Below are 14,975 nucleotides of genomic sequence, written 5' to 3'. Positions count from 1 at the left end.
TCACCATGTCCGCTATCCAAGCCCAAGCCATCCCCGCCAACCCCTCCAGCGCCAGCGTCAAGGTCTGGTTCATCACCGGCGCCTCGCGCGGCTTCGGCCTCGAGCTGACCCGCGCCGCGCTGGCCCGCGGCGACCGGGTCGTCGCTACGGCGCGCAACCCGCAGGCCGTGACCGGCGCCGTGGGCGAGCATGAAAATCTGCTCGCCGTGGCGCTGGACGTCACCAGCGAAGCCCAGGCGGTCGCCGCCGCCGAGGCCGCGGTAGCGCGCTTCGGCCGCATCGACGTGCTGGTCAACAACGCCGGCTACGGCCTGCTGGGCGCGGTGGAAGAGGCCTCGGCCAGGGAAGTCGAGCAGCAGTTCGCCACCAACGTGTTCGGCGTGCTGGCGGTGACGCGCGCGGTGCTGCCGCAGATGCGCCGCCAGCGCCGCGGCCATATCATCAATATCTCGTCGATCGGCGGCTATGCGGCGTATCCGGGCTGGGGCGTGTACGGCGCCACCAAGTTCGCGGTCGAAGGGCTGACCGAAGCGCTGTCGGCCGAGCTGGCGCCGCTGGGCATCCACGCCACGGTGGTCGAACCGGGCTTTTTCCGCACCGACTTCCTCGATGCCAGCTCGCTGGTGCGCGTCGGCACGGAGATCGGCGAGTACGCAGAGACGGTCGGCGCGATGCGCGCGCACATGGCCTCGGCCAACCACCAGCAGCCCGGCGACCCGGCGCGGCTGGCCGCGGCCCTGCTCGCGCTGGCCGACAGCGACACGCCGCCGGTGCGGCTGCCGCTGGGTTCCGACACGGTCGCCCGCATCGCCGACAAGCACCGCAAGGTGGAAGGCGAGCTGGCCGCGTGGCATGCGCTGGCGGTGTCGACCGACCACGCCGACGCACGCGCCTGAGGCTGCGCCGCGCAGCGCACGGTTTGCTGCACTGCAGTCAAGCCGGCGCGTCTCCAGAAGAGGCCGGCGGAGAGCCGGCCTCTTCACTTGTAGTCACTCTTGCGTCGGGCATTGCACGGTATCGGCACGCATATATGTCGCTTCCGCCGAATTTCGCCAATAATGCCCTGAGAGTCATTGCCGGACGAACCGAGAGCCACCATGCACGAGAGTCCCGATGCCATCCGCACTGTCGCCCTGCTCGGGCACGCAGGTAGCGGCAAGACCTCGCTCGCCGAGGCGCTGCTGCACAAGGGCGGTGCGGTGCACACGCCTGGCAGCGTCGAGCGCGGATCCACCGTGTGCGACAACGATCCGCTCGAGCGCAAGTACAAACGCTCGCTCTCCGCCGCGGTCGCCCACGTGGACTACCGCGACACCCGCATCTACCTGATCGACACCCCCGGCTACCCGGACTTTGCCGGGCACGCCATCAGCGCGCTGGCCGCGGTGGAAACCGCGGCCATCGTCATCAACGCGCAGACCGGCATCGAGATGACCACGCGCCGCGCCATGGCGTGGGCGCAGGCGCGCCAGCTGTGCCGGATGATCATCGTCAACGGCATCGACGGCGACAAGGTCGACCTGCCCGCGCTGCTGGCGGAGATCCAGGAGGCCTTCGGCAAGGAATGCCTGCCCATCAACCTGCCGGCCGACCACGGCGGCAAGGTGGTCGACTGCTTCTTCAATCCGGCCGGCGAGTCGGATTTTTTATCGGTCGCGTCCGCGCATGACGCGCTGATCGACCAGGTGATCGAGATCGACCCTGAGTTGATGGAGCTGTACCTGGAGCAAGGCGAGGCCATCACCCCGGAGCAACTGCACGCGCCGTTCGAGCGCGCGCTGCGCGAAGGGCACCTGGTGCCAATCTGCTTTACCTCGGCAGTCACCGGCGCCGGCATCGAGGCGCTGCTGGACGTGTTCGTGCGGCTGCTGCCCAACCCCACCGAAGGCAATCCGCCGCTGTTCTACCGCTCCACCGGCGCGGATGCCGACGGCACCGAACAGCGCCAGGCGGTGCGCGCCGAACCGGTGCCGGACAAGCATGTGCTGGCGCATGTGTTCAAGGTGGTGATCGATCCCTATGTCGGCAAGCTGGCGATCTTCCGCATCCACCAGGGCACGGTCACGCGCGACAGCCAGCTCTATATCGGCGAAGGGCGCCAGCCGTTCAAGGTGGCCCACCTGCTGCGGCTGCAGGGCAAGGAGACCCAGGAAGTGCCGCGCGCCGGCCCGGGCGATATCTGCGCGGTGGCCAAGGTCGATGAACTGGGCTTCGACGCGGTGCTGCACGACGCCACCGAGGACGGCAACATCCACCTGACCCCGCTGGAATTCCCCACCCCCATCTATGGCCTGGCGATCGAGCCGGCGCGGCGCGGCAACGAGCAGCGCCTGGCCGAGGTGCTGCACAAGCTCAGCGCCGAAGACCCGTGCCTGCGCGTCGAGCACCCGGCCGGCACCAACGAGACCGTGGTGTTCGGCCTGGGCGAGTTCCACCTGCGCTGCGCGCTGGAGCGGCTGACCGAGCAATACAAGCTGGAAGTGGCGACGCGCCCGCCCAAGATCGCGTATCGCGAGACCATCGGCGCGAAAGCCGAAGGCCATCACCGGCACAAGAAGCAGACCGGCGGCGCCGGCCAGTTCGGCGAGGTGATGCTGCGCATCGAACCGCTGGCGCGGGGGGCAGGCTTCGATTTCGTCGATGCGGTCAAGGGCGGCGCGATTCCCGGGCAGTTTATTCCGGCGGTCGAGAAAGGCATCCGCCAGGCGCTCGACAGCGGCCCGCTGGCGGGGTTTCCGATGCAGGACGTGCGCGTGACCGTGTACGACGGCAAGAGCCACCCGGTCGATTCCAAGGAAGTCGCGTTCGCGACCGCGGGGCGCAAGGCGTTTATCGACGCGGTGCTCAAGGCCAGGCCGAGCGTGCTCGAACCGATCGTCGATATCGAGGTCACGGCGCCAGGCAGCGCCATGGGCGACATCATCGGCGACCTGTCGACCAAGCGCGGCCAGGTCCATGGCACCCGCACCGCGGCCGGCAACACGGTGATCGTCGCCGGGCAGGTGCCGCTGTCGGAACTGAACGACTACCAGTCACGGCTGAACAGCATCACCGGCGGGCATGGCAGCTACACCATCCAGTTCAGCCACTACGACAACGTGCCGCCGGCGCAGCAGGAGAAGATGGCGGCGCGGCACAAGGCGCAGACGGATACGGATTAGACGTACAGCCTTGGGGCATTGCCCACGCGCTTGGTTACTCCCTCTCCCGCGCGCGGGAGAGGGGAGCAAACCGGCAGGGAGCCGGTGGCGCAGCAATTTCAATACGTCTCCAGATGCAACCTCCCCTCCCGTTTCAGCCTTTCTGCCACCGTCTCCCAATTCAAACCCGCCTGCTGCGCGACATCGCGCAGCGCCAGCACCACGCCCTCTTCCATGCTCTTCAACCCGCAGACATAGAAGTACGTATCCGGTGAAGCCAGCAACGCCGCCAGGTCCGCCGCGCGTTCGCGCATTAGGTCCTGCACATAGCGCCTGGGCTGTCCCGGCGTGCGCGAGAACGCGAGGTTGATGTCGATGAAATCCTTCGGCAGCTTCTGCAGCGGACCGAAGTACGGCAGTTCTTCCTGCGTGCGCGCGCCGAAGAACAGCATCAGCTTGCCGCCGTCGAACTTGCCCGCCTTGCGCAGGCGCCGGCGCCATTCGGTCATCGCCCGCATCGGTGCGCTGCCGGTACCGGTGCAGATCATCACGATGTTGGAGCGCGGATGGTTTGGCATCAGGAAACTGGCGCCGAACGGGCCGATCACCTCAACCTTGTCGCCCACCTTCAGGTCGCACATGTAGTTCGAGCCGACGCCGCGCACAGGGTTGCCATCGTGGTCCTGCAGCACGCGCTTGATGGTCAGCGACAGGTTGTTGTAGCCGGGGCGCTCGCCATTGCGCGGGCTGGCGATGGAGTATTGCCGGGCGTGGTGCGGGCGGCCGCCGGCGTCGGTGCCCGGCGGCACGATGCCGATCGACTGGCCTTCCAGTACCGGGAACGGCGTGGTGCCGAAGTCCAGCACGATGTGGTGGGTGTCGTAGTCACGGCCGACTTCGGTCACGCGCACGTTGCCGGTCACAGTGGCGGTGATGGTCTTGCTGGCCGACTTCGCGCCATACAGGTTGGTGTAGGCATGGGCGGCGGACCACGGCGGCACGGTGGCGCCATAGCGGGCACTGTTGAACGCTTCCTCGGCGGTGCCGGCCAGCGGCGATGCCGCGGGCAGCGCCGGCGTTGCCGTCTGCAGGTCGGCACCAGGCGCCAGGTCGGCGAGCTGCTCCGGCGACAGTTCGTCCGGCAGCGCGTCCCAGGTCAGTTGCTCGTCGACGCTATAGGCGCGCAGCTTCGGCACATCGCGCCAGTTGTCGATCGATCCGGTCGGACACGGGGCAATGCAGGCCATGCACAGGTTGCACTTGTCGGCATCGACCACGTAGTTGCGCGAGTCGTGCGTGATCGCACCCACCGGGCAGGTGGCTTCGCAGGTGTTGCAGCGGATGCAGATCTCGGGATCGATCAGGTGCTGCTTGATGACTTGAATTTCTGCCATGTCCATGGCGGTCTCCACAAAATCAGAGGGCAACGCGGGCACTGCGCCCGAGCTTGCCACGGCCCGTCGCGATCGCTCCCCTCGCCCGCTTGCGGGAGAGGGGTGGGGGAGAGGGCCGGAGCTTCAACGAAGTGAAAACGCGTCGGTATGCCGGCGCCTGCCCTCTCCCCCTGCCCCTCTCCCGCAGGCGGGAGAGGGGAGCAAACCAGGAGCGGTTGATGACGCTAGCGCCTCAGTTAAACCGCACGTACTCGAAATCCACCGGTTGCCGGTTGATGCCCATCACCGGCGGCGCGATCCAGTTGGCGAACTTGCCCGGCTCGACCACGCGGCCCATCAGGCTGGCGACGAAGGCGCGGTCGCCGTCGGTGGGCAGCCACTGGTCGCGGAAGTCGCGCCATTCGGCGTCGGAGACCACGCGGCCGTCGGGCGATACCTTGACTCCGGCCAGCGCGCCGATATTGCGGTGGAACGCCTTGTGCGGCACTTTCAGGCGGAACGGGATGCCGGCCTTGTCGATGACCTTGTTCCAGCGCTCGATGCCCGCCATGCTGTCCTTGATGTAATCGTCGCGCAGCACTTCGTTGAGCGCGTTCAGCATCGGCACCTCCTTCTCGGTCAGCTGGCCGTTCTGTGCCTGCAGCACGCGGTAGGTCTGGCCCTTCAGCACGTGGTCGTCCAGGCGCTTGCCTTCCTCGTAGCGGCCCTTCAGGCCCGTGCTGTAGAAGGTTGCGGCGTTGCTGGACTCGTCGGCGCCGAACAGGTCGATGGTCACGCTGTAGTGGAAATTCAGGTAGCGCTGCAGCGTCGGCAGGTCGATCACGCCAGCGGCGCGCAGCTTCGCCGGGTCATCGGTCTTCAGTTCGTTCATCACCTGGCAGGTGCGCTGGATCACGCGCGACACGCCGGATTCGCCGACGAACATGTGGTGCGCTTCCTCGGTCAGCATGAACTTGGTCGTGCGTGCCAGCGGGTCGAACGCGCTTTCGGCCAGCGCGCACAGCTGGAATTTGCCGTCGCGGTCGGTGAAGTAGGTAAACATGAAGAACGACAGCCAGTCGGGCGTCTGTTCGTTGAACGCCTGCAGGATGCGCGGGTTGTCCTGCTGGCCGCTGCGGCGTTCCAGCAGCGCCTCGCCCTCTTCGCGGCCGTCGCGGCCGAAGTACTTGTGCAGCAGGTAGACCATGGCCCACAGGTGGCGGCCTTCTTCCACGTTCACCTGGAACAGGTTGCGCAGGTCGTACATGCTGGGTGCGGTCAGGCCCAGGTGGCGCTGCTGCTCGACCGACGCGGGCTCGGTATCGCCCTGCGTCACGATGATGCGGCGCAGGTTGGCGCGGTACTCGCCCGGCACGTCCTGCCACGCGTCCTCGCCCTTGTGGTCGCCGAAGTGGATCTTGCGGTTGGCCTCGGCCGGGTTCAGGAAGATGCCCCAGCGGTAGTCCGGCATCTTGACGTGGCCGAAGTGGGCCCAGCCCTGCGGATCGACGCTGATCGCGGTGCGCAGGTAGATGTCGTGCTGGTGCGAGCCTTCCGGGCCCATGTCGTTCCACCAGCTCAGGTAGTTGGGCTGCCATTGCTCGAGCGCGCGCTGCAGGGTGCGGTCTTCGCTGAGGTTGACGTTGTTGGGGATCTTGTCGCTGTAGTTGATGCCGGACATGGTGGTCTCCGTTATGCGGCGATTCGGTAAGCGTTCAGGGCTGGTCAGACCCGGTTCCAGTCGAAGGCGGCCTTGTCGCCCTTGCCGTAGACCTTGAGCGCGCCCTTGTCGCCGACCGCGTTGGGGCGCTGGAAGATCCAGTTCTGCCACGCGGTCAGGCGGCCAAAGATGCGGGTGAACATGTTTTCCTGGCCGTTGAAGCGCAGGTTGGCTTCCATGCCGGTCAGCGCATCGGGCGACATCGCCACGCGCTCTTCCAGCGCGATGCGCACCTCGTCGGTCCAGTCGATGTCGTCGGGGTTGGCGGTGACCAGGCCGAGCGCGTAGGCGGCATCGGCATCGAGCGGCTGCCCTGCCCTGGCGCGCACGGCATCGAGCGCGGGCTGCTCGTCGTAGAAGCGGCGGCCCAGGCGGCTCTGGCCGGTGGCCATCGGGTACAGGCCGAAGTTGACGTCGGCCACGGTAATCTTCGGCGCGCGGGCCTCGTCGTCGGGCAGCGCCAGGTGGTAGCTGCGGTCGCACGCCAGCGCCAGTTCCAGGAAGGTGCCGGCGAAGCACGAATCCGGCTCGATCAGCGCGAACAGGCTGCGCGACGACACGTCCAGCCGGCTCAGCGTGCGGCGCAGCAGGCCGATGGTCTCGCGCACCAGCCAGTGGTCCTGGTGCGCCAGCAGGGTGGCGTCGTTGGCCAGCACCGCGGCGGCGTCGCCGCTGGTCTTGATCAGCCAGGTGCCGATGTCCAGCTCGTTGGTGCGCATCGACAGGATCGCGTCTTCGAGCTCGCGCGCCAGTTGCAGCGGGTACCAGCCGGCGCCGGCCTGCACGATCGCGTCGAGGCTCTGCGGCTGCGCGCCCGTCGGTGCCTTGACCGTGAAGGTGGCGGTGCGGCCGGCGCGGTCGATTTCCACCGTGACGTGCGTATAGCGCAGCGCATCCGCTTCGACCACGCGTTCGATCGGCGCGAGCGCGACGCCCTGCGCATCGGCCGGGCGGTCGCTCTGCGCGGCCAGCGCCAGCGCGCGTTCCCGCACCTTCTGCGCGAACACCGCAGGCTTGGCGATATCGTCGACCAGGCGCCAGTCCTTGGCGCGCTGGCCGCGCACGCCCTCGGTGGTGGTGCAGAAGATATCGGCGAGATCATGGCGCACATGGCGCTTGTCGGTAACGCGGGTCAGGCCGCCGGTACCCGGCAGCACGCCCAGCAGCGGCACTTCGGGCAGGCTTACCGCCGACGAGCGGTCGTCGACCAGCAGGATCTCGTCGCAGGCCAGCGCCAGCTCATAGCCGCCGCCGGCGCAGGCACCGTTGACCGCGGCCAGGAACTTCAGGCCGCTGTGCGCCGAGGAATCCTCGATGCCGTTGCGGGTCTCGTTGGTGAACTTGCAGAAGTTGACCTTCCACGCATGGCTGCTGACGCCGAGCATGAAGATATTGGCGCCGGAGCAGAACACCTTGTCCTTGCCGCTGGTGATGACTACGGTGCGCACTTCCGGATGCTCGAAGCGGATGCGGTTGAGCGCGTCGTTCAGTTCGATGTCGACGCCGAGGTCGTAGCTGTTGAGCTTGAGCTTGTAGCCGGGGCGCAGGCCGGCGTTCTCGTCGATATCCACCGCCAGCGTGGCAACGGGACCGTCGAAGGCCAGCTTCAGGTGCTTGTATTGGGAAGGATCGGTCTGGTAGTCGACGCGGGGGGCGGTGGTCACGGCGGGGTCTCCTCTGCGAAACTGCACTATCGTGCATCAACGGGTATCTGGCTTGAACGAACTATAGTTCATCAATCCGATGTTCCGCAAGCACTATTGTGCAGATTTCAGGATACGTGACCGGGAGTGCCCTCCGCCTTTGGTTATTGCGCCAGCGCCGTCACACCGGCATGCGCAACGCCTGCCGCACCAGCCCGCGCAGGCCGGCAAAGGTGGCGTCGAGCGGCTGCGCGCTGGTGTCCAGCGAGAACTCCGCCTTGGAATAGAAGGCGGCGCGGCCGGCCAGGATCTGGCGCAGGTCTTCCATCGCCTCCTTGCTGGCGGCCATCGGGCGAAAGTCGCCCTGCGCCCGCACCCGCTCCATATGGTGTTCCGGCTCGGCCTGCAACCACACCGTGGTGCAGTGGGCCAGCAGCAGGTTGAAGGTGGCCGGGTCCGACACCAGGCCGCCGGGCGTGGCGATCACGGCCTCGGGATAGATCTGGATGGCCTCCTCCAGCGCGCGCCGCTCGTAGCGGCGATAGGCGTTCATGCCGTACAGGCCCTGGATCTCGGAAATACTGCAGCCCGCAAATTTCTCGATCTCGCGGCTCAGCTCGACGAACGGGAAATCCAGGTCCTCGGCCAGCATCCCGCCCAGCGTGGTCTTGCCCGCGCCGCGCAGCCCGATCAGCGCCACGCGCGGGCTGCGCGCGGCCTGGGCCGCGTTCTCGCCGCCGGTGCCGAGCAGCTCGCCCACGGCAATGCGCACGCGCCGCAGCGTGGCTTCGTCGCGGTGTTCCAGCAGCTCGCGCAACAGGACCCATTCGGGCGACGACGTAGTGACATCACCCAGCAGCCCGGCCAGCGAGCACTGCAGCGCCTCGGCCACGTGCTGCAGCACCAGGATCGACGCGTTGCCGCTGCCGTATTCCAGGTTGGCGAGATGCCGCTCGGAGACGCCGGCCGCCTGCGCAGCGGCCTTGCGGGTCAGGCCGCGGCAGGCCCGCTGCGCGCGCACGCGCTCGCCCAGCGACACCAGGAAGGGGTTCTTCTCCGGCCCGTTGGCGGCAACGCCGCTTGAATCATGCTGCAGCTCCACCTCCGGGGTTAACCCAGACTCATGCAATATAGTGCTTGACATGATCTCCCTGCGGCTCTATTTTTCATACATGCACAATAATGCATGACGCCGGTGAAGGCAACCGGCGCATCAGACGGAGCCCCTGTCCTATGTCCGCAAGCGAATTCCGCAGCCAGATCGCCCGGCTCACCGCGCAACTGGCCGGCCGCCCGCTCGACGCGGCGCTCGATGAATGGCTGAACGCCGAGCACGGCGCCGGCACCCCCACCTACCGCGAGCTGATGGCGTCATGCCAGGCCGGCGTGGCCGAGGGCTGGCTGTGCGACCGCGAAGGCGGCGGCATCCGCTACGGCCGCGTCTTCAAGCCCGCCGACGACCTGCATGGCTTCTCGGTCGACGTGGTCGACATGCACGACATCGCCGGCCCGCACCACACCCATCCCGAGGGCGAGATCGACCTGATCATGCCGCTCGACGGCGACGCGCGCTTCGACGGCCGCCCCGCCGGCTGGCTGGTGTGCCCGCCGGGCAGCGCCCATCGCCCCACCGTCAGCAACGGCCGCGCGCTGGTGCTGTACCTGCTGCCGCAAGGCCGTATCGACTTCACGCGCTGAGAGCCACCATGACCGAACTCCTTTCCAATTACCTCGGCGGCACCTGGCAACATGGCAGCGGTGCCGGTACCGCGCTGTTCGACCCGGTGCTCGGCAACGAGCTGGTGCGCGTCGACGCCACCGGCCTCGACCTGGCGGCCGGCTTCGCCTTCGCCCGCGAGCAGGGCGGCGCCGCGCTGCGCGCGCTGAGCTACCGGCAGCGCGCCGCGCTGCTGGCCGAGGTGGTCAAGGTGCTGCAGGCCAACCGCGATGCCTATTACGACATCGCCACCGCCAACAGCGGCACCGTGCGCAACGACTCCGCGGTCGACATCGATGGCGGCATCTTCACGCTGGGCACTTACGCCAGGCTGGGCGATACGCTCGGCGACCGGCATTTCCTTGCAGACGGCGAAGCGGCGCGGCTGGGCAAGGACCCGCTGTTCCAGTCGCAGCATGTGCTGGTGCCGACGCGCGGCGTGGCACTGTTCATCAACGCCTTCAACTTCCCCGCCTGGGGCCTGTGGGAGAAGGCCGCGCCGGCGCTGCTGGCGGGCGTGCCGGTGATCGTCAAACCCGCCACCGCGACCGCCTGGCTGACCCAGCGCATGGTGCGCGACGTGGTCGAGGCCGGCGTCCTGCCGGCGGGCGCGCTGTCGGTGGTGTGCGGCAGCGCCGCGGGCCTGCTGGACGCGCTGCAGCCGTTCGATGTGGTGTCGTTCACCGGTTCGGCCGACACCGCGGCGGTGATCCGCTCGCATCCGGCCATCGCCCGGCGCTCGGTGCGCGTGAACATCGAAGCGGACAGCATCAATTCTGCCGTGCTGCTGCCGCAGGACGGCGCCGGCAGTGCCGCCTTCGATCTGCTGGCGAAGGAAGTCGTGCGCGAGATGACGGTCAAGTCCGGCCAGAAATGCACCGCGATCCGGCGCGTATTCGTGCCTGAGGCACTGTATGCACAGGCCGCCGAGGCCATCGGCGCGCGGCTGTCCAAGGTGACCGTGGGCAACCCGCGCAACGATGCGGTACGCATGGGCGCACTGGTCAGCCGCGCGCAGTTCGACGCGGTGCAGGCGGGCCTCGCCGAACTGCGCACGCACGCACAGGTGCTGCATGACGGCGCGCAACAGCCGCTGGTCGATGCCGACCCGGCGGTGGCGTGCTGCCTTGGCCCGACGCTGCTGGGCGTGACCGATGCCGACGCGGCCGCCGCGGTGCATGACACCGAAGTGTTCGGCCCGGTCGCCACGCTGCTGCCCTACCGGGATACCACCCATGCCCTTGACCTGGTGCGCCGTGGCCAGGGCTCGCTGGTGGCCTCGCTCTATGGCAGCGACGCGGCCGCGCTCGGCGCCGCCGCGCTGGAACTGGCGGACAGCCATGGGCGCGTGCATGTGATATCGCCCGACGTGGCGCAGCTGCATACCGGCCACGGCAATGTCATGCCGCAATCGCTGCACGGCGGCCCGGGCCGCGCCGGCGGCGGCGAAGAACTGGGCGGCCTGCGCGCCCTGCACTTCTATCACCGCCGCAGCGCCATCCAGGCCAGCACCACGGTGCTCGGCAACTTGGTCTGACCCTGGCCTGAGCGATCCGGCCCACGCATTTTCCCGCGCCGCCACACCCGCATGGCGCCGCGCGGCACACCGTACACCAGCAACGGGGAGACAACCCATGAACGCCACGCCCGCAGCGCCACCGGTCCGGCCACCCGGCACCCCCTTCAACTTTGCCGCGCACCTGCTCGGCTGCAATGCGCAACGCCCCGGCAAGGTGGCTTATCTCGACGACGACGGTCAGCTTACCTATGGCGAACTCGACCAGCAGGTGCGGCGCCTGGCCGCGGCGCTGCTCGGCGCAGGCATCCGCCGCGAAGAGCGCGTGCTGCTGCTGATGCACGACTGCACCGACTGGCCGGTGTGCTTTCTCGGCGCGATGTACGCCGGCATCGTCCCCGTCGCGGTCAACACCTTGCTGACCGCCGACGACTACGCCTACATGCTGCAGCACAGCCGCGCGCAGGCAGTGATGGTGTCGGCCGCGCTGCTGCCGGTGTTGCAGGACGCGCTGGCGCGGCCCGGGCATGAGGTGCGGCAGGTGCTGGTGTCGCGTGTATCGCGTGCGCAGGCAGCATTGCCCGATGGCATGGCGGCGCTGGAAACTGCGCTGGCCGCGCAGGCACCGCTGCCGGCGCCCGCCGCCACCGGTTGCGACGACCCTGGCTTCTGGCTCTACTCGTCGGGCTCGACCGGCCAGCCCAAGGGCGTGGTGCACAGCCACGGCAACCCGTACTGGACCGCGGCACTTTATGCCGGGCCGGTGCTCGGCCTGACCGAGCAGGATGTGTGCTTTTCCGCGGCCAAGCTGTATTTCGCCTACGGGCTCGGCAACGGGCTCAGCTTTCCGCTCAGCGTCGGCGCCACGGTGGTGCTGATGGCCGAGCGGCCCACGCCTGATGCCACCTTCCGCCGCTGGCTGCAGCACCAGCCGACGGTGTTCTTCGGCGCGCCGACCGGCTATGCCGGCCTGCTCGCGTCGCCGGCGCTGCCGGCCCGCGCCGAGGTCGCGCTGCGGCTGTGCTCGTCGGCCGGAGAAGCGCTGCCGGCGGACCTCGGCGAGCGTTTCACCGCGCATTTCGGCTGCGAGATCATCGACGGCATCGGCTCGACCGAGATGCTGCATATCTTCCTGTCCAACCGTCCCGGCCAGGTGCGCTACGGCACCACCGGCTGGCCGGTGCCGGGCTACACCATCGAGCTGCGCGACGAGGACGGCCGCCCCGTGCCCGACGGCGAGATCGGCGACCTGTATATCCAGGGCCCCAGCGCCGCGATGATGTACTGGGCCAACCGCGAAAAATCGCGCGAGACCTTCCGCGGCGGCTGGACCAAGAGCGGCGACAAGTACGTGCGCAACGCCGACGGCAGCTACAGCTACGCCGGGCGCAGCGACGACATGCTCAAGGTCAGCGGCATCTATGTGTCGCCGTTCGAGGTCGAGGCCACGCTGGTGCAGCACCCCGCGGTGCTCGAAGCCGCGGTGATCGGCGTGCCCGACCACGACGGGCTGGTCAAGACCAAGGCCTTCGTGGTGCTGAAGGCCGGCGCGCAGCTGGCCGAGGACGAACTGAAGGCCTTCGTCAAGGAACGGCTGGCCGCCTTCAAGTACCCGCGCGCGATCGCCTTCGTCGAGGCGCTGCCCAAGACCGCCACCGGCAAGATCCAGCGCTTCATGCTGCGCGAACGAGAACTGCAGGCCGCCGCAGAGCGTGCCGCCGCGGTGGCGTAAGCGGCAACGCCGCCCTGCCGCCACCCCAACCATCCGGAGACAAACCATGCGTCAGATCGATGTCCACCAGCTGGCCGACACGGCCCGCTTCAACCGCTTCCATGCGCTGATCCTGTTCTGGTGCGCGCTGATCATCATCTTCGACGGCTATGACCTCGCCGTGGCCGGCATCGCGCTGCCGTCGATCATGAAAGAGATGGGCGTGACCGCCACCAGCGCGGGCTTCATGGTCAGCTCGGCGCTGTTCGGCATGATGTTCGGCGCGATCTTGCTCGGCACCGTGGCCGACCGCATCGGGCGCCGGCGCGCCATCGCCATCTGCATCGCGCTGTTCAGCGTATTCACCGCGGCGGCCGGACTGACCAGCGATCCGGTCAGCTTCAGCGTGACGCGCTTCCTGGCGGGGCTGGGCATCGGCGGGGTCATGCCCATCGTGGTGGCGCAGATGACCGAGTACTCGCCGCGCAAGCTGCGCGGCACGCTGGTGACGCTGATGTTCAGCGGCTATTCGGTCGGCGGCATGCTGGCCGCGCTGCTGGGCAAGGGACTGATCGAAAGCTACGGCTGGCAGTCGGTGTTCCTCGCCGCCGGCCTGCCGGTGCTGCTGATCCCGCTGGTGCTGCGCGCGCTGCCGGAGTCGATGCCCTACCTGATCCGCACCGGCCAGACCCACGCGCTGCAATCGGTAGTATCGCGACTGGTGCCGTCGCATCGCCCGCAGGCGGGCGATGTCTTTACGCTGGCCGCCGACGACAAGGCCGGCAGCGCGCCGATCCGCCGCCTGTTCCAGGACGGCCGCGGCGTCAGCACGGCGATGTTCTGGGTCGCGTTCTTCATGTGCCTGTTCATGGTGTACGCGCTCAGCTCGTGGCTGGCCAAGCTGATGGCGGGCGCGGGCTACAGCCTGGGCTCGGCGCTGACCTTCGTGCTGGTGCTGAACTTCGGCGCGATGCTGGGTGCCATCGGCGGCGGCTGGCTGGCCGACCGGCTGCCGATCAAGCACGTGCTGATCGGCATGTATGCGCTGGCGGCGGTGTCGATCACGCTGCTGGGCTATCCGATGCCCACCGCGGCGCTGTTCGTGGTGGTGGGCCTGGCGGGCGCGTCCACCATCGGCACGCAGATCGTCACCTACGCCTACGCGGGCCAGTTCTACCCGATGGCGGTGCGCGGCACCGGCATCGGCTGGGCCTCGGGCGTGGGCCGCAGCGGTGCCATCCTCGCGCCGATCGTGATTGGGGTGCTGGTGGGAATGTCGCTGCCGCTGCAGCAGAACTTCATGGCGATGGCAATCCCGGCGGTGATCGCTGCGGGTGCGGTGTCGATGATCAACCACCGGAGGTCGGCCTCGGCGCAGGCGGAGGTCGCTGCGCCGGTGGGGGTGGCTGTGCAGGAGGCCTGAGGGAAATTGCTTGTGACTTGAGCCCTTCCGCATGCCATGGGTTGCTCCCTCTCCCGCAAGCGGGAGAGGGAAGCAACCCGGAGGTTTGACAAAGGGTGTTGTTCCTACTTCACGCCCTTCACCGTCGTATAGGCCGTGATCAGGTTGCGGTAGTCCGGGATATGGTTCGAGAACAGCGTGCCCAGGCCTTCGATGTCGTTGCGCCAGTCGCGGTGCAGCTCGCAGGCCACGCCGAACCATGTCATCAGCTGCGCGCCGGCTTCCGACATCCGCCGCCAGGCGGAATCGCGCGTGAGTTCGTTGAAGGTGCCTGAGGCGTCCGTGACGACGAACACATCAAAGCCCTCTTCAAGCGCCGCCAGCGCCGGGAACGCCACGCATACTTCCGTGACCACGCCGGCGATCAGCAACTGCTTCTTGCCGGTGGCACGCACGGCCGCGACGAAGTCCTCGTTGTCCCAGGCATTGATCTGGCCCGGGCGCGGGATGAACGGCGCATCCGGGAACATGGCCTTCAACTCGGGCACCAGCGGCCCGTTGGGGCCGTCCTCGAAGCTGGTGGTGAGCACCGTCGGCAGCTTGAAGTATTTGGCCAGGTCGGCCAGCGCCAGCACGTTGTTCTTGAACCTGTCGGGCTCTATGTCCCGCACCAATGACAGCAGGCCGGCCTGGTGGTCGACCATCAGCACGGCGGCCTGGGTTTTGTCCAGGCGTTTGTAGGGCTTACTCATG

General features: G+C 68.0%; 11 protein-coding genes. 6 read left to right on the top strand and 5 right to left on the bottom strand.

Going from position 1 to position 14,975, the window contains the following annotated elements; all coding sequences use genetic code 11:
• The first annotated feature begins 5 nt into the window (after nucleotides 1-5).
• Both A2G96_RS24440 and fusA read left to right on the top strand, forming a co-directional pair.
• Nucleotides 6-896: an oxidoreductase gene (locus A2G96_RS24440; protein WP_174549326.1), complete on the top strand. Its 891-nt coding sequence runs from the start codon at nucleotides 6-8 to the stop codon at nucleotides 894-896.
• Nucleotides 897-1,097: 201 nt separating this feature from the next.
• Nucleotides 1,098-3,161, top strand: a complete 2,064-nt coding sequence (gene fusA / locus A2G96_RS24435) for an elongation factor G (RefSeq protein WP_062802789.1) — start codon at nucleotides 1,098-1,100, stop codon at nucleotides 3,159-3,161.
• A gap of 98 nt (nucleotides 3,162-3,259) precedes the next feature.
• Here fusA and boxA read toward each other — a convergent pair whose 3' ends face one another.
• From boxA to A2G96_RS24415, 4 genes are all read right to left on the bottom strand, one after another.
• The gene (gene boxA / locus A2G96_RS24430; RefSeq protein ID WP_062802788.1) at nucleotides 3,260-4,540 is read right to left on the bottom strand and encodes a benzoyl-CoA 2,3-epoxidase subunit BoxA; all 1,281 of its coding nucleotides are present in this window, start codon (nucleotides 4,538-4,540) and stop codon (nucleotides 3,260-3,262) included.
• A gap of 226 nt (nucleotides 4,541-4,766) precedes the next feature.
• Nucleotides 4,767-6,194: a benzoyl-CoA 2,3-epoxidase subunit BoxB gene (boxB, locus tag A2G96_RS24425; RefSeq protein ID WP_062802787.1), complete on the bottom strand. Its 1,428-nt coding sequence runs from the start codon at nucleotides 6,192-6,194 to the stop codon at nucleotides 4,767-4,769.
• A 44-nt stretch (nucleotides 6,195-6,238) separates the two neighbouring features.
• Complete coding sequence (boxC, locus tag A2G96_RS24420; protein ID WP_062802786.1) at nucleotides 6,239-7,897, bottom strand: 2,3-epoxybenzoyl-CoA dihydrolase; 1,659 nt, start codon at nucleotides 7,895-7,897, stop codon at nucleotides 6,239-6,241.
• Between the two features lie 160 nt (nucleotides 7,898-8,057).
• Nucleotides 8,058-9,020, bottom strand: a complete 963-nt coding sequence (locus A2G96_RS24415) for a helix-turn-helix transcriptional regulator (RefSeq protein ID WP_062802785.1) — start codon at nucleotides 9,018-9,020, stop codon at nucleotides 8,058-8,060.
• A gap of 89 nt (nucleotides 9,021-9,109) precedes the next feature.
• Here A2G96_RS24415 and A2G96_RS24410 point away from each other — a divergent pair, with 89 nt between their 5' ends.
• The 4 genes from A2G96_RS24410 (at nucleotide 9,110) to A2G96_RS24395 (ending at nucleotide 14,243) form a co-directional block, all read left to right on the top strand.
• On the top strand, nucleotides 9,110-9,574 hold the full coding sequence (locus A2G96_RS24410) for a DUF4863 family protein (protein WP_062802784.1): 465 nt from the start codon (nucleotides 9,110-9,112) through the stop codon (nucleotides 9,572-9,574).
• Between the two features lie 8 nt (nucleotides 9,575-9,582).
• Entirely contained in the window at nucleotides 9,583-11,130 is a 1,548-nt protein-coding gene (locus tag A2G96_RS24405) for a 3,4-dehydroadipyl-CoA semialdehyde dehydrogenase (RefSeq protein ID WP_062802783.1), read from the top strand.
• A 97-nt stretch (nucleotides 11,131-11,227) separates the two neighbouring features.
• Entirely contained in the window at nucleotides 11,228-12,841 is a 1,614-nt protein-coding gene (locus A2G96_RS24400; protein WP_062802782.1) for a benzoate-CoA ligase family protein, read from the top strand.
• A 46-nt stretch (nucleotides 12,842-12,887) separates the two neighbouring features.
• On the top strand, nucleotides 12,888-14,243 hold the full coding sequence (locus A2G96_RS24395) for an MFS transporter (protein ID WP_062802781.1): 1,356 nt from the start codon (nucleotides 12,888-12,890) through the stop codon (nucleotides 14,241-14,243).
• Nucleotides 14,244-14,347: 104 nt separating this feature from the next.
• On the opposite strand, the gene ycaC is transcribed toward A2G96_RS24395, so the two are convergent.
• A complete protein-coding gene (ycaC, locus tag A2G96_RS24390) occupies nucleotides 14,348-14,974 on the bottom strand; it encodes an isochorismate family cysteine hydrolase YcaC (RefSeq protein WP_062802780.1) in 627 nt (208 codons plus the stop codon).
• Nucleotide 14,975 lies beyond the last annotated feature (1 nt).

Origin of the sequence: Cupriavidus nantongensis (assembly GCF_001598055.1) — a bacterium.
GTDB lineage: Bacteria > Pseudomonadota > Gammaproteobacteria > Burkholderiales > Burkholderiaceae > Cupriavidus > Cupriavidus nantongensis.
This window is presented reverse-complemented; position numbering and strand designations above follow the sequence as displayed.

Coding starts and splice junctions, on each gene's coding strand:
- A2G96_RS24440 (WP_174549326.1), top strand. CDS start 6: ATGTCCGCTATCCAAGCCCAAGCCATCCCCGCCAACCCCTCCAGCGCC.
- fusA (WP_062802789.1), top strand. CDS start 1,098: ATGCACGAGAGTCCCGATGCCATCCGCACTGTCGCCCTGCTCGGGCAC.
- boxA (WP_062802788.1), bottom strand. CDS start 4,540: ATGGACATGGCAGAAATTCAAGTCATCAAGCAGCACCTGATCGATCCC.
- boxB (WP_062802787.1), bottom strand. CDS start 6,194: ATGTCCGGCATCAACTACAGCGACAAGATCCCCAACAACGTCAACCTC.
- A2G96_RS24415 (WP_062802785.1), bottom strand. CDS start 9,020: ATGTCAAGCACTATATTGCATGAGTCTGGGTTAACCCCGGAGGTGGAG.
- A2G96_RS24410 (WP_062802784.1), top strand. CDS start 9,110: ATGTCCGCAAGCGAATTCCGCAGCCAGATCGCCCGGCTCACCGCGCAA.
- A2G96_RS24405 (WP_062802783.1), top strand. CDS start 9,583: ATGACCGAACTCCTTTCCAATTACCTCGGCGGCACCTGGCAACATGGC.
- A2G96_RS24400 (WP_062802782.1), top strand. CDS start 11,228: ATGAACGCCACGCCCGCAGCGCCACCGGTCCGGCCACCCGGCACCCCC.
- A2G96_RS24395 (WP_062802781.1), top strand. CDS start 12,888: ATGCGTCAGATCGATGTCCACCAGCTGGCCGACACGGCCCGCTTCAAC.
- ycaC (WP_062802780.1), bottom strand. CDS start 14,974: ATGAGTAAGCCCTACAAACGCCTGGACAAAACCCAGGCCGCCGTGCTG.